Here is a 23460-nt window from a genome sequence, read left to right on the forward strand (position 1 = left end):
TCGGGCGCATCACCACACCCCACGAGGAGCCATCGCTCGAATGTGCGGCATCGTCGGCATCGTCTCCACCGAACCCGTCAACCAGCAGATCTACGACAGCCTGTTGCTGCTGCAGCATCGCGGTCAGGACTCGACGGGCATCGCCACGGCCGACGGCCCCGTCTTCCACATGGCGAAGGCGCGCGGGCAGGTGCGCGAGGCGTTCCGCACCCGCGACATGCGCTCGCTCATCGGCGACATGGGGCTCGGCCATGTGCGCTACACGACCAAGGGCGCGGCCGAACGCGAAGAAGAGGCGCAGCCGTTCTACGTGAACGCGCCGTACGGCATCATCCTCGTGCACAACGGCAACCTCACGAACACGCGCGAGCTGTCGGGCGACCTGTTCTCGATCGACCGCCGTCACGTGAACTCCACGAGTGACACCGAGATGCTGCTCAACGTGCTCGCCACCGAGTTGCAGGGGCAGATCAAGGGCCTCGAGCTCGACCCCGACCAGGTGTTCGAGGCCGTCTCGCAGGTGCACCAGCGCGTCGAGGGCTCGTACGCGGTCATCGCGATGATCGCCGGCTACGGCCTGCTCGCCTTCCGTGATCCGTTCGGCATCCGCCCGCTGATCCTGGGTCGCCGCATGACCGATGCCGGCAAGCCCGAGTGGATCGTGGCGTCGGAGTCGCTCGTGCTCGAGAACGGCGATTACGAGATCGTGCGCGACGTCGAGCCCGGCGAGGCCATCTTCATCACGCTCGACGGCGAGATGATCTCGCGCCAATGCGCCACGAACCCGCGGCTCGTGCCGTGTTCGTTCGAGTACGTCTACCTCGCCCGCCCCGACTCGGTCATGAACGGCGTCTCGGTGTACGAGGCGCGACTGCGCATGGGCGAGCGGCTCGCGACCACTGTCGAGACCCATATGAGCAAGGGCGACATCGACGTCGTCATGCCGATTCCCGATTCGTCACGACCGTCGGCGATGCAGGTCGCGCGCAAGCTCGGCATCGAGTACCGCGAGGGCTTCTACAAGAACCGCTACGTGGGCCGAACGTTCATCATGCCCGGCCAGTCCGAGCGCAAGCGGTCGGTGCGCCAGAAGCTCAACGCCATGGGCACCGAGTTCAAGGGCAAGAACATCCTCATCGTGGACGATTCGATCGTGCGTGGCACCACGTCGCAGCAGATCGTCGAGATGGCCCGCGCAGCCGGCGCCAACAAGGTCACCTTCACGTCGGCGGCGCCGCCGGTGCGCTACCCGCACGTCTACGGCATCAACATGCCGAGCCGTCGAGAGCTCATCGCCTACGGACGCAAGATCCCCGAGATCGCCCGCGAGCTCGGTGCCGACCACATGATCTACCAAGAGGTCGCCGACCTGCAGGCTGCGATCACCGAGGGCACCTCGATCGAGCAACTCGACATGTCGTGCTTCACAGGCGACTACGTCACCGGCACGGTCACCGAGGAGTACCTCGAGTGGGTCGAGAAGACCCAGCTCAGCTGAGCCCCGCCTATTCGCCGATGTGGTGCGTCGACGAGTGCTCGGCGACGACCGACTTCGCGCGGCGTGTGCTGGCGCGATCGATGAGCAGTGCGACGATGGCGCCGACCGCCGCGCCGACGACACCGCACAGCAGCAGCAGGAAGCCGAACACCTGGCCCTTGTCGAACTGCAGCCCGAGCTCGGGCGAGGCCGGCTGACCGTCGAACGTGAACGTGAGGATCAGCGCAACGATCGCACCGAGCACTGCGCCCAGGGTGATGAACCGCCCATAGCGCGGCGCGCGGCGCACCGTGACCGTGTCGTTCGCGACGTCGGTCTCGACCTCGTCTTCGCGCACGACGAGGATGTCGTCATCGTCGTGCTCTGACGGTCGGGCGGGGTTCTGCGCATCGCTCACCCCTCCATTGTCCCGCATGTTCGGGCAGGCGGCCCTCGATCTCAGACGATCGGCAGCAGCCCGCTCAGGTCGGCTCGCTGCCCCGAGGCCTGAACCCGGCCGGCGGCGCGTGCGTCGCCCCACGAGAGCGCACCCGTGGCGAGCGCGAGCCAGGTCGAGGCATCGGTCTCGATCACGTTCGGCGGTGTTCCGCGCGTGTGCTTCGGACCCTCGACGCACTGCACCGCCGCATACGGCGGCACTCGCACCTCGACCGTGGCGCCCGGTGCCTGCTCGGCGAGCAGCTGCAGCGAATAGCGCACCGCGAGTGCGAGCGTCGTGCGGTCGACGGATGCCGCAGCCTCGGCGATGTCCACGTCGTTGTGCGCCCCGATCGCCGCGATGGCGGCGATCGCCGCCCGCCCGATCTCGCCATCGATCCTCGCCCGTGCCATGCCCCCATCCAACCAGCAGTGGCCGACGCGTCACCGCGTCGACTCATATGACATTGCGACGCGCACGCCCATATTCAGTGCAACCCGCACCTCCAGTGCAACGCGCACATTTCGAATCCGCCTCGATCGAGGCGGATTCGAAATGACGCTGACACGTACTCTCGGCCGTTCAGCCGCTTGCCTCCGCGCCCGTGAGCCCGATCGGTCGAACGCGCATCCGGTAGCCTGAGGCAGTGAGAATCCTCGTCCTCGGCTCGGGCGCGCGCGAGCACGCCATCATCCTCGCGCTCCTCGATGAAGAGGCCGGCCACGAGATCATCGCGGCTCCGGGAAATGCCGGCATCGGGGCATCCCACACCTCATCGGCACGTGGCAGCGTGATCACCATCGCGCTCGACCCGACCGACCCCGTCATCGTCGCCGACTACGCCCTCGACAACGACATCGAGCTGGTCGTCATCGGGCCCGAGGCGCCGCTCGTCGCAGGCGTGGCCGACGCCCTGCGCCCCCGCGGCATCGCCGTGTTCGGTCCCGGCAAGGCGGCGGCCGCCCTCGAGGGGTCGAAGACGTTCGCGAAGCGCATCATGGAGGCGGCCGACGTGCCGACCGGCCGCGCGACGCTCGCCGATACCCTCGACGAGGTCGGCCGCACGCTCGACGAGTTCGGCGCTCCCTATGTGGTGAAGGCCGACGGCCTGGCGGCAGGCAAGGGCGTGCTCGTCACCGACGATCGCGAGGCGGCGCTTGCGCACGCGGCCCACTACCTGCAGCAGGGTCCGGTGCTGGTCGAGGAGTTCCTCGACGGTCAAGAGGTCTCGCTGTTCCTGCTCTCCGACGGCACCAATGTGCTGCCGCTCTCGCCCGCGCAGGACTACAAGCGCCTGCGCGACGGCGACCAAGGCCCGAACACCGGCGGCATGGGCGCGTACTCGCCGCTGCCGTGGCTCGCCGACGCCGTCGACGGTCGAGGCGGACGATTCGGCAGCGAGCAGGCGTTCGTCGACGAGGTCATCGAGACGATCGCACTGCCCACCGTGCGCCGGCTCGCGCATGAGCAGACGCCGTTCATCGGCCTGCTCTATGCCGGGCTCATCCTCACGTCGCGCGGCGTCCGCGTCATCGAGTTCAATGCGCGGTTCGGCGACCCCGAGACGCAGGTCGTGCTGCCGCGTCTCGAGACGCCGCTGTCGGGCCTGCTGTTCGCGGCCGCGACCGGGCGGCTGGGCGGGTTGCCGCGGCCGACGTTCCGACCCGATGCCGCGGTGACCGTCGTGCTCGCGAGCGAAGGGTATCCCGAGGCCCCCGAGACGGGCCGCGCCATCGAGGGGCTCGAGGCCGCGGCATCCGTACCCGGCGTGCACGTCGCCCACGCGGCGACCGCGATCGGCTCGATGCGAGAGCCGCACCCCCACCCGCCGTTGCTCGCCACGGGTGGGCGCGTGCTCAACGTCGTCGCCGCCGGCAAGGACTTCGCCGAGGCCCGTCGGCGCGCCTACGAGGCGCTCGGTCACGTTCGGCTCGAAGGCGGCCAGTACCGCACCGACATCGCCGCGCGCGTCGCCGAATAGCCCGCACGAGTACCCGATCGGCGCGGGAGTGGCGGCCCGAACGTTCCTGCCGGGCCCTCGCTCGCCGATCGCGCACTCCACGCGCGCTCGTAGACTGAGCCCCATGAGCGACAACGGCGAACTGCCCGGCTGGACCCACGTGTACTCGGGCAAGGTGCGCGACCTGTACGTGCCCTCCAAACTGCTCGAGGACGACGACTCGTGGACGGGCGATCCGATGCACCTCTCGCCCGTGGTGCTGGTGGTCGCGAGCGACCGGGTGAGCGCCTACGACACAGTGCTCGAACCGGCGATCCCCGGCAAGGGCGCCATGCTCACGCGACTCACGCACTGGTGGTTCGACCAGCTGCCCGACGTGCCGAACCACTTGGCGTACCACCTCGACGACCGCCTCGAGAAGCTCGAGCTGCCCGACGTGCCGGCCGTCGTCGCCGACCGCGCGACGCTCTGCCGCACGCTCGACATGTTCCCGATCGAGTGCGTGGTACGCGGCTACCTCACCGGCGGCGGCTGGAAGGAGTACCAGCAGACCGGCGCCATCGGCGGCATCGCGCTGCCCGCGGGCCTCTCGAACGGCGATCGCCTGCCCGAGCCGCTGTACACGCCCGCGTGGAAGGCCCCACTCGGTCAGCACGACGAGAACGTCTCGTACGAGCGCACCGTCGAGCTCGTCGGCGAGGTCGTCGCGTCGCAGTTGCGTGAGCTGTCGATCGAGATCTTCGAGCGCGCGGCGGCGATCGCCGAGGGCCGAGGCCTCATCCTCGCCGACACGAAGTTCGAGTTCGGCGCTGACCGCACCCTGGGCATCGTGACGCTGGCCGACGAGGTGCTGACGAGCGACTCGAGCCGGTACTGGGATGCCGCGGCGTACGCCACCGGCGCGACGCCCGAGCTGCGCATGGCGAGCTTCGACAAGCAGATCGTGCGCGACTGGCTCGCCGCGAACTGGGACCAGCACGTGTCGGAGATGCCGCCCACCCTGCCGCACGAGATCGTCGCGCAGACCGCCGCCCGGTACCGCGAGCTGCTCGAGCGCCTGACGGCCAGCGCGTAGCCTGGGCCCGTCCCGGCCCTGCCACGCGCCCCACCCGCCTGCCCTGCGCCTCACCCGGCCCTGCCCCGCCCGCTTCTCCGTGGGAGCAATGTTGCGCGATGGGAGCAATTGCCGAAGCTTGCTCCTGTCGCAGAAGGTTGCTCCCACGCGCATCTGTACGCGTCCGGAGCGTGCCGGGAATAGGTTCCCGCGGTCGCGGGTTATCATTAGTTGTGATTACAACCAATGAGACTCCGAAGAGCGGACTGCTCGCCGCCGACACCGGCATGGGCGCAGTGACCCTGCGCGTCGGCGACCTCGACGGCATGATTCGCTACTACCGCGACGGCGTGACCCTCGAGCTGCTGAGCCACGACGGACCCGTCGCGGTGCTCGGCCGTGGCACGACGCCGCTTCTCATCCTCGAGCATGCCCCCGAACTCAAGCACGCCTCGCCGAGCAGTGCCGGGCTGTTCCACACCGCCGTGCTCTTCGACACGCGCACAGCGCTTGCGACGGCCGTATACTCGATCGCGGCGAAGTACCCGGGCCTGTTCACCGGCAGCTCCGACCACCTCGTGAGCGAGGCGTTCTACTTCAACGATCCCGAGGGCAACGGTGTCGAGCTCTACTTCGACCGCGACCGGTCGAAGTGGAGCTGGGTGCACGGCCAGGTCGAGATGTCGACCATCTTCCTCGACCCCAACCAGTACCTGCGTGAGCACCTCACCGAGGCCGGCGCCGAGGCAGCCGCCACCGGCACCGGGCTCGGCGACGCGGTCATCGGCCACGTGCACCTCTCGGTGGGCGACGTCGAGAGCGCCCGCGAGTTCTACGTGAACCGGCTCGGCTTCGAGCAGACCACGACCTACGGCAACCAGGCGCTCTTCGTCTCGGCGGGCGGCTACCACCACCACATGGCCATGAACACGTGGAACAGCCGCGGTGCGGGCCGCCGCCAGCTCGCACTCGGGCTCGGCAAGGTCGAGATCGTCGTGCCGACCGCCGACGATCTGGGCGAGCTGGGCGAGCGGATGTCGCACCACCAGGTACCGACCCGAGACGACGGTCGCACGCTCGCCTTCGACGACCCCTGGTCGAACCTGGTCGAGGTGCGCGCGGCCGAGTAGCGCGACGCCCGGGGTCTCGATACGCCGGCTTCGCCGGCTACTCGACCGACGGTCTTCCCCTCAGCGCGCGACGGCCTCGGCGAACCATCCGGTGATCGTGGCGGGGTGCGTGATCGCGGTGCCGACGACGACCGCGAACGCCCCGGCGTCGATGCACGCCGAGGCCTGCGCGGGCGTGTGCACGCGGCCCTCGGCGATGACCGGCAGCGTGAGCCGTCGGCAGAGTTCCGCGAGCACTTCGAGGTCGGGCCCGTCGGTCTTGGGCCGCTCGCCCGTGTATCCGCACAGCGTGGTGCCGATGACGTCGACCCCGGCGTCGGCAGCGGCGAGCCCGTCGTCGATCGACCCGACATCGGCCATCACGAGGGCCGGCGACGCCGCATGCAACCGCTCGACGGTCTGGCGCAGCGTGAGCCCGTCGGGTCGTTCGCGCCGGGTGCCGTCGATCGCGACGATCTCGGCGCCGGCCTCGGCCACCGCGAGCGCGTGCCCGAACGTCGGAGTGATGAACACCCCGCCGTCACCGTCCTTCCAGAGCCCGATCTGGGGCAGTGCGACGCGCTCGTGAATGAGCCGCACGTCGGCGATGCCCTGCGCGCGGATGCCGACGGCCCCGCCGCGCACCGCCGACTCGGCGACCTGCGCCATGGTCTCGGGGTTCCGCATCGGCTCACCGGCATACGCCTGGCACGAGACGATGAGTCCGCCGCGAAGCGACTCGAGCGAGAAGGCGGTCATGCTGTTCCTTCGACGAGATCGGGTGCCTGCGACATGGCGAGCACGGCGGCTCCCACGATCGCGGCATCGGTGCCGAGCGAGCCCGCGACGATCGGCGTGTCGGCAAGCAGGGTGAGGCGCTCGCGCTCGGCGCCCGAACGCAGCGCGTGCCACCAGCGCTCCCCCGCGCCGGCGAGCCCGCCGCCGACGATCACCGCATCGGGGTCGAGCGCGTTCATGAGTGCGCCGATCGCCCGCCCGATGGCGGCGCCGGCGAGGTCGACGGATGCCCCGGCGTGGGGGTCGCCCGATTCCGCGCGCCGCACGACCTCGCGTCCGTCGTCGACCGACCCGTCACCGCTGAGCTTGCGATAGACCGCGCACATCGCCGGCCCCGAGGCGACCGCCTCGAGGTGCCCGGCGCCGCCGCACGTGCAGGCGCGCCCTGCCGCCTCGGGTGAGGGGATGTGCCCGAAGTGTCCCGACGCGCCATGTCGCCCGGTGTGCACTCGACCGTCGACGACGAGCGCACCGCCGACACCCGTGCCGGCGGCGATCATGAGCACCGTTCGCGCGTCGCGACCGCTGCCGTGGACGGCTTCGCCGAGGGCATGCGCGTGCACGTCGTTGACGACGGCGACGGGCATGCCGAGCCCGGCCTGCAGCACGTCGCGCACCGGGGTGCCCGCCCACCCGGTGAGGGTGTCGGTCGACGAGGCGACCCGGCCGCGTTCGACGTCGATGACGCCCGCCGAGCCGACACCGCAGCCGACGATCTCGAATGAGGGTGCATCGACCGATGCCGATCGCGCCAGCCCCTCGAGCAGTTCCCCGACGAGCGCCACGACCGCGTCGAGGATCGCGCCCGGGCCGTGCGCCGCCGGGGTCGGCACCGAGCCGCGCGCGTGCACGATGCCGTCGGCGTCGACGATCCCGGCGGCGATCTTCGTGCCGCCGAGGTCGACACCGACCGCGGCGCGCATCAGACCGCGACCTGCGACCGGTCGACGATCGCCGTGATGCGGTCGACCGCCTCGCCTTCGAGCGGCGGCACGGGCTGCGACATCCGATTCGTGCCGATGACCCCCAGGTGCGCGAGCGCCGTCTTGAACGCGCCCAGCCCGGCCGCCTCGCCGCTCACGCCGTTCGCCTGGAAGACGATCTCGAAGAGGTCGGCGATCTCGTCCTGCAGCACGCGAACGCGCACCCAGTCGCCGGCGGATGCCGCCTCGTACAGTTCGACGTAACGTGCAGGGTCGACGTTGCCGAGGCCGGGAACGACGCCGTCGGCGCCGGCCAGCAGCGCCCCGTCGACGACGATCTCGTGGCCGGTGAAGATCGCAAGCGGGCTGCCCGCCGCCCGGTTGGCCATGACGAGGCGGCGGAACGCCACATCGTCACCGCTCGAGTCCTTGACCCCCGCGAGCACGCCCTCGACGCCGAGACGCACGAGCATCGTGTGGTCGAGCTTGTTGTGCACGCGCACCGGCACGTCGTAGGCGAAGACCGGCAGCGCGGTCGACGCGGCGATCAGGCGGAAGTGCGACTCGATTTCACCGGCGCTCGGGCGGCTGTAGTACGGCGCGGTCGCGACGATCGCGTCGACGCCGGCCTGCTCGGCGAGGCGCACCTGGTCGATCACCCGCACCGGGGTCATGTCGTTGACGCCCGCGAGCACCGGCACACGGCCGGCGGCGATGCGAACGGATGCCTCGAGCACGCGAGTGCGCTCGTCATCGGAGAGGAACGCGACCTCGCCCGAGGAGCCGAGCACGAACAGCCCGTGCACGCCTGCGGTGATGAGCCGATCGACGAGGCGCTCGAACGCCGCCTCGTCGAAGGCGCCCGATTCGTCGAGCGGGGTGAGCACGGGCGGGATGACGCCGCGGAAGTCAGTGGTGGTCACGGTGGAACTCCTGGTGGTTCGTGGTTCGTGGTTCGTGGTTCGTGGTTCGGTTCTGGTTCAGCGCGGAGCCAACAGGCTCGGCGCTGCGCCGAGCAACGTGCGGGTGTAGTCGTCGGAGGGCTCGTCGAAGACGTGCTGCGCGGTGCCGAACTCGACGACACGCCCCGTGTTCATGACGGCGATCTCGTCGGAGAGGTAGCGCACCGTCTGGATGTCGTGCGAGATGAACACCATCCCGAGACCCAGTTCGTTCTTCAGGTCGGTGAGCAGGTTCAGGATCTGCGCTCGCACCGAGACGTCGAGCGCAGACGTCGGCTCGTCCGCGATGATCACCTGTGGATCGAGCGCGAGGGCGCGTGCGATCGCGACGCGCTGGCGCTGGCCGCCCGAGAGCTGGCCGGGAAGGGCGTCGAGGGTGGACGCCGGAAGCCCCACCAGCCCGATCAGGTCGCGCACCTTCGCATCGCGCTGCGCCCGTGTGCCGATGCGGTGGACCTGCATCGGGTCGAGCAGGGCGTCGCGGATCGTCATCCTCGCGTTCAGCGCGGTGGCGGGGTCTTGGAAGACGACCGAGAGGATGCGGCCGAGGCGGCGGCGTACCGAGGCGGTGAACGACCGCACCGGCTCGCCGCCGAACTTCACCTGCCCCGAGGTCGGCCGCTCGAGTCCGACGAGCACCTTCGCGGAGGTCGACTTGCCCGAGCCCGACTCGCCGACGATCCCGAGCGTCTGCCCGCGGCGCACGGTGAGCGAGACGCCGTCGAGCGCGTCCACGTATTGGCGGTTCCTGAACGTCGAGTTGCGAGCCTTGTAGCGGACATGCACGTCCTGCAGCTCGATGACGGGTTCGTTCATCGTCGTGCCCCGATCGGTTCGACCGGAGCATCATCGGGATGCCCGGCGTAGTAGTGGTCGGTGCCGTCGATGCGGCGGCGCACCGTGACGACCCCGCGGTTGCGCACCGGGTCGGACGAACGCGGCGCGAAACGGTCACCGACGGGGAAATCACGCGGCGACGGGACGACGCCGGGCACCTGGTGGAGGCGATCGGAACCGGACTCGATCGAGAGCACGGCGCCGAGCAGCCCCCGCGTGTACTCGTGCACCGGCTGCGTCAGCAGCTCGGTCGTCGTGCCCTGTTCGACGACCTGGCCCGCGTACATCACCGTGATGCGGTGTGCGAGCTCGGCGACGAGCGCAAGGTCGTGCGACACGAAGAGCATCGCGAAGCCCAGCTCGTCACGCAGCCGGTTGAGCAGCTCGATCACCTGCGCCTGCACCGTCACGTCGAGCGCCGTCGTCGGCTCGTCGGCGATCACGAGGCGCGGGTCGCGGGTCAGTGCCATCGCGATCAGCACCCGCTGTCGCTGTCCGCCCGAGAGTTCGTGCGGGTACGACGCGAGCGTGCGCTTGGGGTCGAGGCCGACCAGTTCGAGCAGATCCTCGGCGGTGCGCGTTCCCCCGCGTGCCGTGAGCTGCTTCATCTGCGAGCGGATGAGCATGGCGGGGTTCAGCGAGCTCAGCGCGTCCTGGTAGATCATCGCGATGTCGTTGCCCCGCAACGCGTTGCGCTCGGCCGGTGACATCTTCAGCAGGTCGGTGCCGTCGAACATGATCCGGCCGCGGATGTTCGCGCGGGGGTCGAGCAGTCCCATGATCGCGAGCGACGTGATCGACTTGCCGCATCCCGACTCGCCGACGAGCGCCATCGTCTCGCCCGGGCGAACGGTGAAGTTCACGTGGTCGACGACGTCGACATCGCCGTGGCGGGGGAATGAGATGCACAGATCCTGCACGTCGAGGAGGGGCGGCGCGTCGCTCGAGTACACGAGCCGGTCGCTGCGCGCCTGCTCGCGGTCCCTGAGCTCGGAGAGCCGCACATCCAGCGGCACGACATTCGTCGTGATGTGCAGTGCGGATGCCTCGTCCGCGCGATCCTCGGCGAGCGCCGTCTCACCGACGATCGAGGTCTCGAGCACCTCGAGCTCATCGATGCCTGCGGCGACCTGCTCGGGCGTCGCGCCTTCGTGCAGGGGCGCCTGCGCGGCCTCGAGGTCGTGCGTCGACTCCTCGGTCGAGGCGGCGTCAGCCGTGAGCTTTCGTGCGCGAGGCGAGATCATCGCGTCGGTCATGCCCTCGGAGAGGACGTTCAGGCTGAGCACCGTCAGGAGGATCAGCAGACCCGGGAAGAAGGTCGCCCACCAGTAGCCGCTCATCACGAGGTTCCGGCCGTCGGCGATCACGTTGCCCCACGACGGCTCGGGTGCGGGCACTCCGGCTTGCAGGAACGACAGGGATGCCTCGAGCACGATCGCGTCGGCGACGAGCACCGTGGCGAACACGAGCACCGGCGCGAGGCTGTTGCGCACGACGTGCTTGGTGATGATGCGCGCCGTGGAGGCGCCCATGACCCGCACCGCCGAGACGTAGTCCTCGCCGTACTGGTCGAGCACGTTCGCGCGCACCACTCGCGTCAGCTGCGGAGTGTAGAGGAACGCGATCGTCAGCACGAGGACCGGCAACGATTGACCGAAAACGGTGACGAAGACGGCCGCGAGCGCGATACCGGGGAACGACATGATGACGTCCATCACGCGCATCACGATCTCGGAGAGCCACTTGGGCGCCGTCGCGGCGACCGTGCCGAACACCGCAGCGGCCAGCAGGGCGACGAGGGTGGCTCCGAGACCGATGGTGAGCGAGTAGCGGGCGCCGTACATGAGGCGGGAGAAGATGTCGCGGCCCTGGCGGTCGGTGCCGAACCAGTGCTCGGGGCTGGGCGGCTGCACGGGCGCTCCGGATGCCAGAGGGTCGTACGGCGCGATCCACGGCGCGAGCACCGCGGCCAGCGCGATCAGCACGAGGAAGCCGAGCGCGATCTTCGCGCTGAGTGACAACCCTCCCAATCGCAGACCGGGCTTGGTGAGCTTTTCTGTCAGTTTGCGTCGCATGTCACACCGACCTGATCCGCGGATTGATGAGCACGTACAGGAGGTCGACGATGATGTTGATCACGACGAACGCGAGAGCGACCGTGAGTGTGACTCCCTGCACGAGATTGGGTTCGTTGTTGGTGATGCCCTGGAGGATCAGCGTGCCCATGCCGGGCAGCGCGAAGATGATCTCGATGACCACGGCGCCGCCGATGAGGTACCCGACGCGCAGGCCGAGCACCGTGACCGGGGTGATGAGCGCGTTGCGGAAGACGTTGCGGGCGATCACGACGGGCCTGGGAACGCCGGCCCCGATGGCGGTGCGCACGTAGTCGCGGTCGAGTTCCTCGACCATCGCCGTGCGAACGACGCGTGAGAGCTGGCCGATCACCGGTACGGCGAGCGAGATGGCCGGCAGGGTCATCCTGGCGAGCCACCCGGCAGGGTCTTCAGTGAACGGGGGAAGGGGGCCTGATGCCGGGAGCAGGCCGAGCTGGAGAGTGAAGAGCTGGATCAGCAGGACGGCGAGCCAGAACGACGGCATCGACAGCGAACCGACCGAGAGCACGCGGATGACCTGGTCGGGCCACCGGTCGCGGTAGAGCGCCGCCGCCACGCCCAGGAGCGTTGCTCCGATGATGGCGATGAAGAGGCCGAGGAATGTGAGCTGCAGCGTGACCGGGAACGCGCTCGCCACTGCATCGCCCACGGGCAGCTGCCTGGCCGTGTACGTGCCGAAGTCGAGTCGCACGAGGCCTGCCAGGAAGATGACATAGCGCACGAACAGGGGCTCGTTCAACCCGTGCTCTTCGCGATACCTCTCGCGGTCTTCGATCGACGCACCCTCACCGAGCGCGGTGATGGCGGGGTCGACCTGGGAGAAGGACATCACGAAGAAGACGAGGAACGTGATGCCCAGGATCATCAGGGGCAACTGGATGAGTCTGCGCCCGATCAGTCGGAGCGTGTTCGACACGGTCCGTCCTTCCGGCTTGAAACGGGACCGCTACGGTGCGGTCGGAGGGGAGGACCGGGGCGGGACGTCGTCCCGCCCCGGTCGTGGGGCTACTGCGCGACGCCGACGTCCAGGAAGGACAGTCCGGTCGTCGGCACGGGGGCGAAGCCGACCAGCTCGTCCGCGTTCCACGCGGTGGGCAGCTTGCGGTGGAACAGCGGGTACATCGGCACCTGCTCCGAGATGAGGTCGTACGCCTGGTTCCAGGACTCCTGCTGCGCGTCGCCGGATGCGGCGATCGCGGTGTCGAAGATCTGCGTGAGTTCGGCGAACTCGGGGCTGTCGGCCCAGTTGAACCGGGTGTTCGGCCACACGTTGTCGCCGTACCACCAGCGCATCAGGATGTCGGGGTCGTTGCCGAACACCGACGGGTCGCCGGGGGCGACCATGACCTGGTAGTCGCCCGCATCCACCTTGGTGTACTGGGCGGGGGTCTGGCCGATGTCGAGCGTGGTGTTGATCCCGACGGCGTCCAGCGACTCCTTGATCAGCGGCGCGACCTCGCGCACCCAGCCCGTGTCGGTGGTCAGCAGGGTCAGGTCCATGCCGTCGACGCCGGCCTCCGCGAGGAGTTCCTCGGCCTTCTCGGGGTCATACGTGTAGACCGTCGATGCCTCGTGGTAGTTCGGGTGCGACTCGGGCAGGAACGACGTGGCCGGCTCGGCGTTGCCGAGCATGCCCGTCTCGATGATCTTGTCCATGTCGAGCGCGTAGAAGAACGCCTGCCGCACGCGCGGGTCGTCGAACGGCTCGAGCTTCGTGTTGAACATCATGAACAGAAGGCCGAACGACTGCACCGTCTCGACGTCGGCGGTCGCCGTGAGGGCATCGGTATCGATGTACGGAACGTCCTCCATGGCCTGGATCGTGCCGGAGGACATCGCGGTGACGCGCGCCGCGGGGTCGCTCAGGAGGTTCCAGTTCATGCCGGCGGCCAATGCCGGACGGGGCCCGTTGTAGTCGTCGTAGCGCTCGAATACGACGGCCTCGTTCGGAGTGGCCGAGACGAGCGAGTAGGGGCCGCTGCCGACCGGCTGCGCGCCGAAGGCCTCTGCGTCAGCCTCGACGAGCGCCTTCGGGACGATCTTCACGACGCCGAGGCGCTCGTTGAAGAGTGCGAACGGGTACTCGGTCGTGATGCGCACCGTGTCTTCGTCGACGGCCTCGACCGTGTCGACGAAGTCGACGAAGCTGGCGAAGAAGCCACCGGTGTCGGGGTTCATGACCCGCTCGTAGCTGAAGACGACGTCTTCGGCGGTGACGGGGTCGCCGTTCTGGAACGTCGCGCCTTCGCGAAGGTCGATCTCGTAGGTGGTCTCGTCGACCTCGGTCGGCATTTCGGCGGCGAGGGCTGCATACGGCTCGCGGGTGACGGGGTCGAGGTCGACCAGACCCTCGAAGATGTGCCAGTTCGCCGCGAGCGTGACCGCACCCGACGCGAGCATCGGGTCGAAGCTGCCGCCGAGCGAATACGAGATGCCGGCCTCGATCGTGGCCGACGGATCGACCTCGCCGGCGGGGGCTGCGTCGTCGTTCTGGGACGGCGGCGTGCATGCGGAGAGCGCGACCGTGACGGCGACGGTGCCGGCCAACGCGGCGGCCCACTTCGCTCGTCTGCGGCTTGTGGTTTGGATCATCATTGCTCCATATCCAAATGGTGTTCGGGGAGGCGTCTGGTGAGGACATTCTTGGTGATATCGGACATCAGACATCCTACGTGAGTACACTGAAGGTAATACTCATCAAGTGGAAGGTCAAGCCGGGCATGACGACACGTGACCAGACCGTGACCCAGGTCTACTCCGCATCCCCACGCAAGCGGGAGTCGGTGACCGACCAGATCAAGGGCCTGATCCTCGCTGAGGGCCTCCGCCCCGGCGACCTGATGCCCACCGAAGCCGAGATCTGCGCTCGGCTCGAGGTGAGCCGGTCGAGCGTGCGTGAGGCGATGCGAATGCTCGCCGCGCTCGACATCGTCGAAGTGCGCCACGGTCATGGCACCTACGTGGGCCAACTCTCGCTTGCTCCCCTCGTCGAGGGACTTGTCTTCCGCGGGGTCGTCGACCAGGACGACAGCGTTGCGGCGCTGCGCGAAGTCGTCGAGGTTCGTGAGGCGCTCGACCTCGCGATGGCCGAACAGATCGCCGCGGCCCTCGAGGGCGTCGACGACCCTGAGCTCACCGGGCTCGTCGCCGCCATGGCCGAGAAGGCCGCCCTGGGCGAACCGTTCGCCGTCGAAGACCTCGCGTTCCACACACGTCTGCTCGGATACCTCGACAATACGCTCGTCGGCCAACTCGTCGCCGCATTCTGGGAGGTGAACACCGTCGTCTACCCGATGCTCGGCCTCCCGCCGGCCGCCGACATCGCCGACACGGCGCGCGCTCACGGGGCGATGCTCGACGCCGCCGTCGCGGGCGACGCCGAGCGGTATCGCAAGGCCGTCGTCGAGCACTACCTGCCGCTGCGCCGCGCACTCGAGAAGGCCGGCGTCAGGCCCTGAGGCTCCCGGTCGCCGACCGCGTCAGCGGCCCAGCACCTCGCGCAGCGCGCCGAGCGTGAGCAGGTCGTCGTCGACTCCGCCGCCCTCGTGCCCGTTGTAGGGCCACACAGTGACCTGCTTCGGCCCCGCGTAGTTGTTGTAGGCCGCGAACACCGTCGACGGCGGGCAGACCGCGTCCATGAGCGCGGCCGTGATCCAGACGGGCGCCTTCGCTCGGCGCGCGAAGTTCACGCCGTCGAAGTACGAGAGCGTGTCGAGCACCCGCTCGGTGCGGTCGCGATACCAGGCGAGGTACTCGCCGATCTCCTTGTACGGCTTCGCGTCGGTGATGACCGTCGCACGCGGGAAATCGCAGAGGAACGGCACGCGCGCGATCGCGCCGGCGAGATCGGGAACCAGCCCAGCGACCGCGAGCGTCAGCCCACCGCCCTGGCTGATGCCGAAGATCGCGATGCGCCCGGCGTCGACGAGCGACAGCTCGCGCGCGGCATCCGTCAATCGCACCGCGTCGGTGATCAGGCGCCGAAAATAATAGGTCGCCGCGCTCTCGATGCCGCGCGTCAGGAACCCGGGAACCTGCGGCCCGGAGCCGACCTCGTCGGGCGTCGCGCCGCGCGATCCGCTCCACGCCTGCCCACGGGTGTCGAGTTCGAGGTGGGCGTAGCCGGCCGAAGCCCAGAGCAGGTTCTCGACCTCGTCGCCGCGACCGCGACCGTAGCCGTGGAACTGCACGACGGTGGGCAGCGGCCCCTCGGTGCCTGCCGGCACTCGCAGCCACGCGCGCACGCGCTGTCCGCCGAAGCCCGCGAACGATACGTCGTACACGTCGAGCGTGGTCAGTTGCGTCGCGACTCGCTCGACGGTCACGGCGAGGTCGTGGCTGCGGGCTTCGGCGAGCGTGCCCGCCCAGAACTCGTCGAAATCGGCGGGCTCACGGCCACTGCCGCGGTAGGCGCGCAGTTCGGCTTCGGGAAGGTCGACGTACATGTGGCCAGGCCTCTCGTTTCGGTAGGGACATCCAACCAGGCCGACGGTGTCGCGATGTCTCGCGAGGTCTCGATACGGCGCCGGCGCGCCTACTCGACCACCGGGAGTAGGATGCGCGTCGGTAGGCTGGGGGCGTGACAGAACACGAAGGCGTGGGCGACGGCGTCGAGGCGAACACGCGCACCATCGAGTCGTCGGTCGTCACCGACTTCAGCGATCGCATGAGCTACGGCGGGTACCTCGACCTGCCGACCCTGCTCAGCGCGCAGCGCCCCATCTCGCAGCCCGAGCACCACGACGAGCTGCTGTTCATCGTGCAGCACCAGACCACCGAGCTGTGGCTGAAGCTCGTGCTGCACGAGCTCGAGACCGCGCGCGACCTGCTGCGCGACGACGAACTCGCGCGCGCACTGAAGTGCATCGCGCGGGTCAAGCACATCCAGAAGACCCTGACCGAGCAGTGGTCGGTGCTCGCGACGCTGACCCCGTCGGAGTACGCGCAGTTCCGCGGGGTGCTCGGCAACGCGAGCGGGTTCCAGTCCTACCAGTACCGTGCGGTCGAGTTCGTGCTCGGCAACAAGAACGCGCGCATGCTGTCGGTGTTCGAGTCCGACCCGGCCGCACACGCCCTGCTCACGCGCGAGCTCGAGACGCCGAGCCTCTACGACGAGTTCCTGCGCCTGCTCGCACGGGCCGGCTACCCGATCCCGCAGCCGGTGCTCGACCGCGACGTCACCCAGGCGTGGACGTTCCGGCCCGAGCTCGTGCCGGTGTTCGCGGCGATCTACTCCGACACCGACGCGCACTGGGCGGCCTACGAGACGTGCGAAGAGCTCGTCGACCTCGAAGACAACTTCCAGCTCTGGCGCTTCCGGCACCTGAAGACCGTCGAGCGCATCATCGGCTCGAAGCCCGGCACCGGCGGATCGAGCGGTGCCCCGTTCCTCAAGCGCGCACTCGAGCTCACCTTCTTCCCCGAGCTGTACGCCGTGCGCACCGAGATTCCAGGGTGATCGGATGACCCGGCCGGCCCTCGCCCTCGGACCGCTCGCCACTCCCAGGCGCCGGTCGCTGAACGGCGACCACCCCGGCGAGACCGGCACGATGCTGCCGCCCCTCATCGACCATCACGTGCACCTCATGATCATCGGCGTCGACGCACTCGCCGAAACGGGCCTCGCCGGCGCCGTCGACCTCGGGTCGCCGCTCGACGTCGTTTCGGCGGGCCGACGCCGCGACGGGTTCCCGCGCATCGACTACGCCGGCAACTTCCTCACGGCACGCGGCGGTTACCCGGCAGGACGTCCGTGGGCGTCGCCGGGCAGCGTGCGCGAGCTCGACGCCGAGCGTGCCGACCGCCGCGCCGCCCTTCCCCGAGCCGCCGAGACCGCGGTGCGCGAGCAGCAGGCGTTCGGGGCATCCGTCATCAAGGTCGCCCTCAATGCCGACGCAGGGCCCGTATTCGACCACGCCACGCTCGCGGCCGTGGTGGCCGCCGCGCGCGAACTCGACCTGCCGGTCGTCGCACATGTCGAAGGCGAGGGCATGACGGCACTCGCCGTCGACGCGGGCGTCGACGCGCTCGCCCACACCCCGTTCACCGAGCGCATCGACGACGCCCTCATCGCGCGCGCCGTCGCCGCCGGGCAGCGGTGGATCTCGACGCTGTTCGTGACGGGCTACGGGTCGGCGACGCCCGAGCGCGAACGAGCGATCGACAACCTCACCCGCTTCCGCGCCGCGGGCGGGCGTGTGCTCTACGGCACCGACCTCGGCAACGGAGATCAGCCGCTCGGGGTCAACCCCGCCGAACTCGGGTTGCTCGCCGAGGCGGGGCTCGGGGCATCCGACCTCATCTCGACCATCACCGACCCATGGCCGCGCCGATCCCGTGCCGAGGGCATCGCGACGTTCGTGCCCGGCCCGCCGCCCGCAACCCTCGACGACCTGCCCGACTGGCTGGCGACCGCCTGCGTCGTGCCCGCCGAAGACCTGGAGACCCTGTGAGCCTCGACCCGCATCTCGCGTTCGCCCGTCGCATGGACCGCGTCGACGGCCTCGCGCACTACCGCAAGCGGTTCGCGGGCGCAGAGACCGATCTCGTCTACTTCGACGGCAACTCGCTCGGGCGGCCGCCGCTGTCGGCGATCGAGCGCATGGGCGACTTCATGCGCGACGGGTGGGGCGAGCGGCTCATCCGCGGGTGGGACGAGGCCTGGCTGCAATTGCCCGTCGAGATCGGTGATCGCATCGGCCGCGCCGTGATCGAGGCGAAGGCCGGGCAGACGGTCATCGGCGACTCCACCACCGTGCTGCTCTACAAGCTCGCCCGGGCGGCCGTCGACGCACAGGTCGCGCGCGACCCGCGGCGACGCGAGATCGTGGTCGACACCGACAACTTTCCCACCGACCGGTACGTGCTCGACGGCATCGCCGATGAGCGCGGCCTGAAGCTGCGCTGGATCGACGTCGACACGTCGACGGGCGTGACCTCCGAGCAGCTCGCCGAGGCCGTCGGCCCCGAGACCGCCCTCGTGGTCGTCTCGCACGTCGCCTATCGATCGGCGTATCTCGCCGACGCGCCCGAACTCACCCGCATCGCGCATGACGCCGGCGCGCTCATCATGTGGGACCTCTGCCACTCGGCCGGCTCGGTTCCGATTCGAGCAGATGCCTGGGGGTTCGACCTCGCCGTCGGATGCACCTACAAGTACCTGAACGGCGGACCGGGTTCGCCCGCGTTCGCGTATGTGCGCGACGACCTGCAGGCGGTGCTCACGCAGCCGATCCAGGGCTGGTTCGGCACGCGCGACATGTTCGCAATGGGCCCCGACTACGAGCCCGAGCCGAGCATTCGCCGATTCCTCTCGGGCACGTCGCCGATCGTCGCCATGCTGCCGATGGAGGAGACCCTCGCGATGATCGAGGAGGCCGGCATGCCGGCGCTGCGCGCCAAGTCGGTCGCGCTGACGTCGTTCGCGATCACCCTCGCCGACGACTGGCTGGGCCCGCTGGGCGTCACGCTCGCCTCCCCCGCCGACTCCGAGGAGCGCGGCGGGCACGTCACCCTGCACCACCCCGCGATGCGCGAGGTGACCGCGCGGCTGTGGCAGCGCGACGTCATTCCAGACTACCGCGATCCCGGCGGCCTTCGCATCGGCCTCTCGCCGCTGTCGACGAGCTTCGAAGAGGTGCACCGCGGGCTCGCCGCCACGCGCGACGTGCTGAAGACGGTGCTGCTCGAGCGGGCCGGTCTGGCATAGCGACCCGCCCACCCGCGGTGCATGCTCAGGCGAGCGCCGCGATGCGGGCGAGCTCGTCATGCAGGGCGGTCGCGAGTACGACGGCGTCGAGCGCGTCGGCGTCGCAGTGCACCGCGCAGCGCAGTAGGCCGTCGTACGAGATGGCGGTGACGCCGAGTCGCACGTTGCCCTGGATCGCCGTGATCGGCCAGACGCGCCGCAGGCGGGCGCCGGCCAAGGCGAGCGGATGCCTCGGCCCAGCCACATTCGAGACGAACATGACGATCACACGCTGGTGATGGGCGAGCCGCATGAACAGCCGCGCGCCGAGCCGGGTTCGCGTGAGTTCGAACGTGCCGCGCGACCGTGCGTCGTGCTTGGCCCTGCGAGTGAGCGCAGCGACGTGCCGCAGTCGCCGCCCGAGATCCCCCTCGTGCGTCGGCAGGGGAACGAGCATCACGCCCACGGCATTGCCCGAGTCACCGCGGCGGGCAAGCGCGACCGGAACACTCGTGAGCAGCGTCTCGGGCACGGACTCGCCGTGCGAACGCAGGGCCGCCTCCACGGCCGCCGCCACCGCGACGAGCAGCGCGTCGTTCACCGTGGCGTCGACTGCGCGGGCCGCGGCGCCGAGGGCGGCGAGGTCGGACTCGGCGAACCCGACACCCCGTCGGGGCCCGATGCGGCCGAGCAGTCGCGTGCGCGGCACGCGGTGCCAGAACATCGTCGCGGTGCGCCACAGTCCGGATGCGATCATGCGCAACTCGGCCGCACCGGGCGACCCGCTGAATGGCGTCCACCCGGGTGCGGCGGATTCCGGATTCGCTCCCGCGGGGGTGATCGTCGCCGAAGCATCCACGGGGTCCATGAGCACTTCGCCGAGCCGCACCGCGGCGTAGCCGTCGGCGATCGCGTGGTGGATCCGCAGCACGACTCCCACGCTCCGCGGGGCGACCCCGGGAACGACGAGCAGTTCCCAGAGCGGCCGGTCGCGCGGGACGGGCGTGACCATGAGGCGAGCGCAGAGCGCTTCGAGTCCGGCGACCCCGTCGACGGGGTCGACGCTGCGAACGTGATGCGCGAGGTCGGGCGTCACCGGCTCCCAGACGAGGTGCCGGCCGTCGCGACGCACACGCTGGCCGAGCCGTTTCGCACGGGGAAGACGCTCGGCGATCGCCGAGCGCAGGGCATCGAGGTCGACGGAGCCGTCGGGCGCGACAGGTCCGCCCGGCTCGAGCACACCAGCCATGATGTACACGTTGACCTGGTCTGGCGCGTCGATCGCGATGTTCGCGGCATCGGCGGTCGAGAGTCGTTCGAACCGCTCGCGCGCTGCGCTGGTCACGGGATGATCATGCGCGTGCCTCAGCGCACGAAGATCGCGGTCGCGTCGGTGTTGACGGTGTCTCCTCCCGCCGTCGTGACTCTGATGCCGACCATGTGTTCGCCGCGAGACTGTGCCTTCGGGAGCTTGAGATCGAACTGGAACGTGTCGGAGACGGCGTTGTAGCGGGCGCAGCCCTTCACCGCGCCATCGAGCGTCACGTGAACGAGGCAGGTCGGGGCGAGCAGTGCCGCCGCCGCGGCATCCGGAATCGGGTCGCCGCTCGCGTCGCCCAACTGGAACCGCACCGGGAGGGTTGCGCCGCGCTTCACCGACGACTGCGGGATCGGCTGCAAGAACCCGAGGAAGTCGTAGGCGACGAGGTACTCGCAGTTCACTGTGGTCTCGTTGCCTGCGAGATCCGATCCCGTGAGCGGCTTCGTGAACGCGCCCGGCTCGTCCACGTCTGCGGCGATCACGTCGGCGATGACCGGCGAGGCCGCCGGACCCGAGAGCCCGTCGGTCACTGTCGCCGAGAGACCGGCTGTCGGCGTGCTGCCGATGACGTAGGTCGGCGTCGTTGCGCATGTGACCGTCGGCTCGGTCGCGTCAACGTCGACTCGGTGCTCGGCCGAGCCGCTGTTGCCGGCCAGGTCGGCGCACGAAGCGCTCAGCAGAAGGTCGACTCCGTCACCCGACGACGTCGAACTCGTCGTGCAGTTCGCCGAGTCGATGCCCGACCCCCCGGCTTCCTCGGCCCAGTTCCACGTGACCGTCACGTCGCCGGAGTTCCATCCGTTCCCGTTCGGTGATGGCGAGGCCGACGGCAGCGCAGTCGGCGCAGTCGCATCGAACACGGCGTAGTCGCTCGGGGCGACCTCGACGGCACCGATGTCGGGAGCCGCGAACTGAGGTCGCAGCACGCCGCGTTGATCGTCGAGCGGCGCCGCTGCCGCATCGCCCGTGTCGATCGCCGGACTCAGAAGTCCGGGCACCATCGTCGGGGTGCGCCCGGGGGAGTTGACGGCCAACGCGCCCAGCAGCGGGTCGCCCGTCTGCGTGACCGCAGGGCACGCCGTGAAGGCGTCGTCGTCGTGAGGCGTGATCATGTTGCTGATACCCGATGCCGCGACGCCTCCCCGCAGGTAGCACTCGTCGAGCCAGGTGTTGCCCGCGATGATCGTATTCCGCAGTACGAGCGAGGTGGCCTCACCCGTGGTCGGCTTGTAGACCACGAGTCCCGCACCTCTGCCGGTCGATTCGTTGCCCGTGATCGTCGAGTTCGTCACGGTGAGCGCGCCGCCGACGGAGAAGATCGCGCCACCGGCATCCGCGCCGTTCTCGGCCTCGACGTCAGGGTACGCACCCGAACCCGCGATCCCGCGCACGACCCAGTTTCCGACGAACGTGCTGTTGCTCACCGCGATCGTCGAACTGTGGCCGAAGATCGCGCCACCGAGGCCCGCGCCGCCGCCACCGTAGAGCTCGCTGCCGTCGCCGCCGAACGTGCCACCCGTGCCCGGCCCGCCGAACACGAACCCGCCGGGCCCGCCACCCCCGCCCGCACCGAAGCCGCCGTCGCCGCCCGTGCCGCCGCAGTATCCGCACCCGTCGACGATATCGACGGTCGTTCCTCCTCCGCCGCCACCGAAGCCGCCGACGCCGCCGTCGCCATCGTCGCTGGCTCCGCCGCCGCCCGCCCCGCCGTAGGAACCGTCGCCGCCGTCACCGCTGGTGGAGGCCAGGTCTTTGCCGCCGCCACCGCCGCCGCCGGCACAACGACCCGACTCTCCGTTCTCTCCGAAGAAGATGTCGACCAGGTCTTCTCCGACCGCGCCCCTTCCGCCGCAACGATAGCCGCCGACGTAGGCATCGAACGGTGCCCCACCATCTTCGACGGTTCCACCTCCACCGCCGGCGTCATCGAAGGCCTGCGCGGACGCGCCGGCACCCCGGGATCCTCCGCCACCGCCGCCGTCGCTGGTGCTCCCGCCGCCGCGGCCACCGAGGCCGCCACCGCCACCGCCACCGCCACCGCCGGTGTCGGATCGGCCTCCGCCGTTGCCTCCCGTCGCACTGTTCGCCTCGAACGTGCTCCACTGCACGAGCAGAGACCCGGCATGCACGTAGATCGCTCCGCCCGCACCGAGTCCACCGCCGCCACCGCGACCGGCACCGTTGCCCCCCTTGGCGGCGAAGTCCTTGACGTGCACCTCGCGCAGGTCGAGGAACCCGCCGTCCTGCACTGCAAACGCGCGCATGAGCGTCGTACCGGTGCGATTGATCACCGCGCCGCGCCCCTCGATGATCAGGTGCGACGTCACGACGGGCGTCGCGGTGGGCCCGACGTGGTTGAACGCGTCGTCGATGACGGAGCCGAACGCATAGACGCCGGCCGGCGCGAGTTCGATCACGTCGACGCCGCTGCCCGCCGCGCACTCCGTCTCGAAGGACAACCCGTTCGCCATCGGATGCTGCACGTGGCTCGAATCCTGATTGGCGGCGAGGATCGCCTCAGGCAGCGAGCAGCCCGGGCCTCCGAGCGCCTGCGAGGTCGAATCGACGACGATGACGGCGTCAGCGTGCGCAGGACTCGTCGGCGCGAATGCACTGAGCACCCCGCCGATGAGCACAGCGGTCGTTGTCGCTGCTGCAATCGCAACCGGGCTGCGGCGTGTCGATGGGATGCGCATGGCGACCTCCTCGGCGAGTCACGCGGACAGGAAGTCCTGTTCGCCGGGGAGCCACTCGCCTGATCGCGATCATCCTCTTC

General features: G+C 69.7%; 20 protein-coding genes. 8 read left to right on the forward strand and 12 right to left on the reverse strand.

Features of this window, described 5'->3' with window-relative positions; genetic code table 11:
* Positions 1 to 40 precede the first annotated feature (40 nt).
* Positions 41 to 1498: an amidophosphoribosyltransferase gene (gene purF, locus ABD164_RS00605; protein ID WP_344292349.1), complete on the forward strand. Its 1458-nt coding sequence runs from the start codon at positions 41 to 43 to the stop codon at positions 1496 to 1498.
* Between the two features lie 7 nt (positions 1499 to 1505).
* Here the strand turns inward: purF and ABD164_RS00610 are convergent, their stop codons facing one another.
* Positions 1506 to 1895: a potassium transporter Trk gene (locus ABD164_RS00610; protein WP_344292351.1), complete on the reverse strand. Its 390-nt coding sequence runs from the start codon at positions 1893 to 1895 to the stop codon at positions 1506 to 1508.
* A gap of 41 nt (positions 1896 to 1936) precedes the next feature.
* Positions 1937 to 2329: a sterol carrier family protein gene (locus ABD164_RS00615; RefSeq protein ID WP_344292353.1), complete on the reverse strand. Its 393-nt coding sequence runs from the start codon at positions 2327 to 2329 to the stop codon at positions 1937 to 1939.
* A gap of 233 nt (positions 2330 to 2562) precedes the next feature.
* On the opposite strand from ABD164_RS00615, the gene purD reads away from it, so the two are divergent.
* The 3 genes from purD to ABD164_RS00630 all read left to right on the forward strand — a co-directional run bounded on the left by purD (position 2563) and on the right by ABD164_RS00630 (position 6060).
* Positions 2563 to 3897 (forward strand): phosphoribosylamine--glycine ligase, encoded by a 1335-nt coding sequence (purD, locus tag ABD164_RS00620; protein WP_344292356.1) that lies wholly within the window; start codon positions 2563 to 2565, stop codon positions 3895 to 3897.
* A 103-nt stretch (positions 3898 to 4000) separates the two neighbouring features.
* A complete protein-coding gene (locus ABD164_RS00625) occupies positions 4001 to 4951 on the forward strand; it encodes a phosphoribosylaminoimidazolesuccinocarboxamide synthase (protein WP_344292358.1) in 951 nt (316 codons plus the stop codon).
* Between the two features lie 266 nt (positions 4952 to 5217).
* Positions 5218 to 6060 carry a VOC family protein gene (locus ABD164_RS00630; protein WP_344293351.1) on the forward strand — a complete coding sequence of 281 codons (843 nt, stop codon included), beginning with the start codon at positions 5218 to 5220 and terminating at the stop codon, positions 6058 to 6060.
* Between the two features lie 60 nt (positions 6061 to 6120).
* Here ABD164_RS00630 and ABD164_RS00635 read toward each other — a convergent pair whose 3' ends face one another.
* The 7 genes from ABD164_RS00635 to ABD164_RS00665 all read right to left on the reverse strand — a co-directional run bounded on the left by ABD164_RS00635 (position 6121) and on the right by ABD164_RS00665 (position 14271).
* Positions 6121 to 6798: an N-acetylmannosamine-6-phosphate 2-epimerase gene (locus tag ABD164_RS00635; RefSeq protein WP_344292360.1), complete on the reverse strand. Its 678-nt coding sequence runs from the start codon at positions 6796 to 6798 to the stop codon at positions 6121 to 6123.
* A complete protein-coding gene (locus ABD164_RS00640) occupies positions 6795 to 7760 on the reverse strand; it encodes an ROK family protein (RefSeq protein ID WP_344292362.1) in 966 nt (321 codons plus the stop codon). Before ABD164_RS00640 ends, ABD164_RS00635 begins: the two co-directional genes overlap by 4 nt.
* Positions 7760 to 8683, reverse strand: coding sequence for a dihydrodipicolinate synthase family protein (locus tag ABD164_RS00645; RefSeq protein WP_344292364.1), 924 nt, complete (start codon positions 8681 to 8683; stop codon positions 7760 to 7762). The genes ABD164_RS00640 and ABD164_RS00645 overlap by 1 nt, the downstream gene beginning before the upstream one ends.
* Before the next feature lie 57 nt (positions 8684 to 8740).
* Positions 8741 to 9538, reverse strand: a complete 798-nt coding sequence (locus tag ABD164_RS00650) for an ABC transporter ATP-binding protein (protein ID WP_344292366.1) — start codon at positions 9536 to 9538, stop codon at positions 8741 to 8743.
* Positions 9535 to 11634: a dipeptide/oligopeptide/nickel ABC transporter permease/ATP-binding protein gene (locus ABD164_RS00655; RefSeq protein ID WP_344292369.1), complete on the reverse strand. Its 2100-nt coding sequence runs from the start codon at positions 11632 to 11634 to the stop codon at positions 9535 to 9537. The genes ABD164_RS00650 and ABD164_RS00655 overlap by 4 nt, the downstream gene beginning before the upstream one ends.
* Before the next feature lies 1 nt (position 11635).
* On the reverse strand, positions 11636 to 12592 hold the full coding sequence (locus ABD164_RS00660) for an ABC transporter permease (protein ID WP_344292371.1): 957 nt from the start codon (positions 12590 to 12592) through the stop codon (positions 11636 to 11638).
* Positions 12593 to 12681: 89 nt separating this feature from the next.
* Positions 12682 to 14271, reverse strand: coding sequence for an ABC transporter substrate-binding protein (locus ABD164_RS00665; protein WP_344292373.1), 1590 nt, complete (start codon positions 14269 to 14271; stop codon positions 12682 to 12684).
* Positions 14272 to 14348: 77 nt separating this feature from the next.
* Between ABD164_RS00665 and ABD164_RS00670 the strand changes: the two genes are divergently transcribed.
* Positions 14349 to 15134 (forward strand): FadR/GntR family transcriptional regulator, encoded by a 786-nt coding sequence (locus tag ABD164_RS00670; protein WP_344292375.1) that lies wholly within the window; start codon positions 14349 to 14351, stop codon positions 15132 to 15134.
* A 21-nt stretch (positions 15135 to 15155) separates the two neighbouring features.
* Here the strand turns inward: ABD164_RS00670 and ABD164_RS00675 are convergent, their stop codons facing one another.
* Complete coding sequence (locus ABD164_RS00675; protein WP_344292377.1) at positions 15156 to 16121, reverse strand: acetylxylan esterase; 966 nt, start codon at positions 16119 to 16121, stop codon at positions 15156 to 15158.
* A 134-nt stretch (positions 16122 to 16255) separates the two neighbouring features.
* Here ABD164_RS00675 and kynA point away from each other — a divergent pair, with 134 nt between their 5' ends.
* Genes kynA through ABD164_RS00690 form a run of 3 tightly spaced genes read left to right on the forward strand, consistent with a single transcriptional unit; the run spans position 16256 to position 19384 of the window.
* Positions 16256 to 17134 (forward strand): tryptophan 2,3-dioxygenase, encoded by an 879-nt coding sequence (gene kynA / locus ABD164_RS00680; protein WP_425545876.1) that lies wholly within the window; start codon positions 16256 to 16258, stop codon positions 17132 to 17134.
* Between the two features lie 4 nt (positions 17135 to 17138).
* Positions 17139 to 18128 (forward strand): amidohydrolase family protein, encoded by a 990-nt coding sequence (locus ABD164_RS00685; protein ID WP_344292379.1) that lies wholly within the window; start codon positions 17139 to 17141, stop codon positions 18126 to 18128.
* 32 nt (positions 18129 to 18160) lie between these two features.
* Positions 18161 to 19384, forward strand: coding sequence for a kynureninase (locus ABD164_RS00690; protein WP_344293355.1), 1224 nt, complete (start codon positions 18161 to 18163; stop codon positions 19382 to 19384).
* 25 nt (positions 19385 to 19409) lie between these two features.
* Here the strand turns inward: ABD164_RS00690 and ABD164_RS00695 are convergent, their stop codons facing one another.
* On the reverse strand, positions 19410 to 20708 hold the full coding sequence (locus ABD164_RS00695; RefSeq protein ID WP_344292382.1) for a wax ester/triacylglycerol synthase domain-containing protein: 1299 nt from the start codon (positions 20706 to 20708) through the stop codon (positions 19410 to 19412).
* A 20-nt stretch (positions 20709 to 20728) separates the two neighbouring features.
* Positions 20729 to 23380 carry a choice-of-anchor Q domain-containing protein gene (locus ABD164_RS00700; protein WP_344292386.1) on the reverse strand — a complete coding sequence of 884 codons (2652 nt, stop codon included), beginning with the start codon at positions 23378 to 23380 and terminating at the stop codon, positions 20729 to 20731.
* Between the last annotated feature and the right edge of the window lie 80 nt (positions 23381 to 23460).

Source organism: Agromyces neolithicus, from assembly GCF_039529735.1.
GTDB classification, from domain to species: domain Bacteria; phylum Actinomycetota; class Actinomycetes; order Actinomycetales; family Microbacteriaceae; genus Agromyces; species Agromyces neolithicus.

Coding starts and splice junctions, on each gene's coding strand:
- ABD164_RS00690 (WP_344293355.1), top strand. CDS start 18,161: ATGGACCGCGTCGACGGCCTCGCGCACTACCGCAAGCGGTTCGCGGGC.
- ABD164_RS00700 (WP_344292386.1), bottom strand. CDS start 23,380: ATGCGCATCCCATCGACACGCCGCAGCCCGGTTGCGATTGCAGCAGCG.
- ABD164_RS00635 (WP_344292360.1), bottom strand. CDS start 6,798: ATGACCGCCTTCTCGCTCGAGTCGCTTCGCGGCGGACTCATCGTCTCG.
- ABD164_RS00650 (WP_344292366.1), bottom strand. CDS start 9,538: ATGAACGAACCCGTCATCGAGCTGCAGGACGTGCATGTCCGCTACAAG.
- ABD164_RS00630 (WP_344293351.1), top strand. CDS start 5,218: ATGGGCGCAGTGACCCTGCGCGTCGGCGACCTCGACGGCATGATTCGC.
- ABD164_RS00655 (WP_344292369.1), bottom strand. CDS start 11,634: ATGCGACGCAAACTGACAGAAAAGCTCACCAAGCCCGGTCTGCGATTG.
- ABD164_RS00665 (WP_344292373.1), bottom strand. CDS start 14,271: ATGATGATCCAAACCACAAGCCGCAGACGAGCGAAGTGGGCCGCCGCG.
- purF (WP_344292349.1), top strand. CDS start 41: ATGTGCGGCATCGTCGGCATCGTCTCCACCGAACCCGTCAACCAGCAG.
- ABD164_RS00625 (WP_344292358.1), top strand. CDS start 4,001: ATGAGCGACAACGGCGAACTGCCCGGCTGGACCCACGTGTACTCGGGC.
- ABD164_RS00615 (WP_344292353.1), bottom strand. CDS start 2,329: ATGGCACGGGCGAGGATCGATGGCGAGATCGGGCGGGCGGCGATCGCC.
- ABD164_RS00675 (WP_344292377.1), bottom strand. CDS start 16,121: ATGTACGTCGACCTTCCCGAAGCCGAACTGCGCGCCTACCGCGGCAGT.
- ABD164_RS00685 (WP_344292379.1), top strand. CDS start 17,139: ATGACCCGGCCGGCCCTCGCCCTCGGACCGCTCGCCACTCCCAGGCGC.
- ABD164_RS00640 (WP_344292362.1), bottom strand. CDS start 7,760: ATGCGCGCCGCGGTCGGTGTCGACCTCGGCGGCACGAAGATCGCCGCC.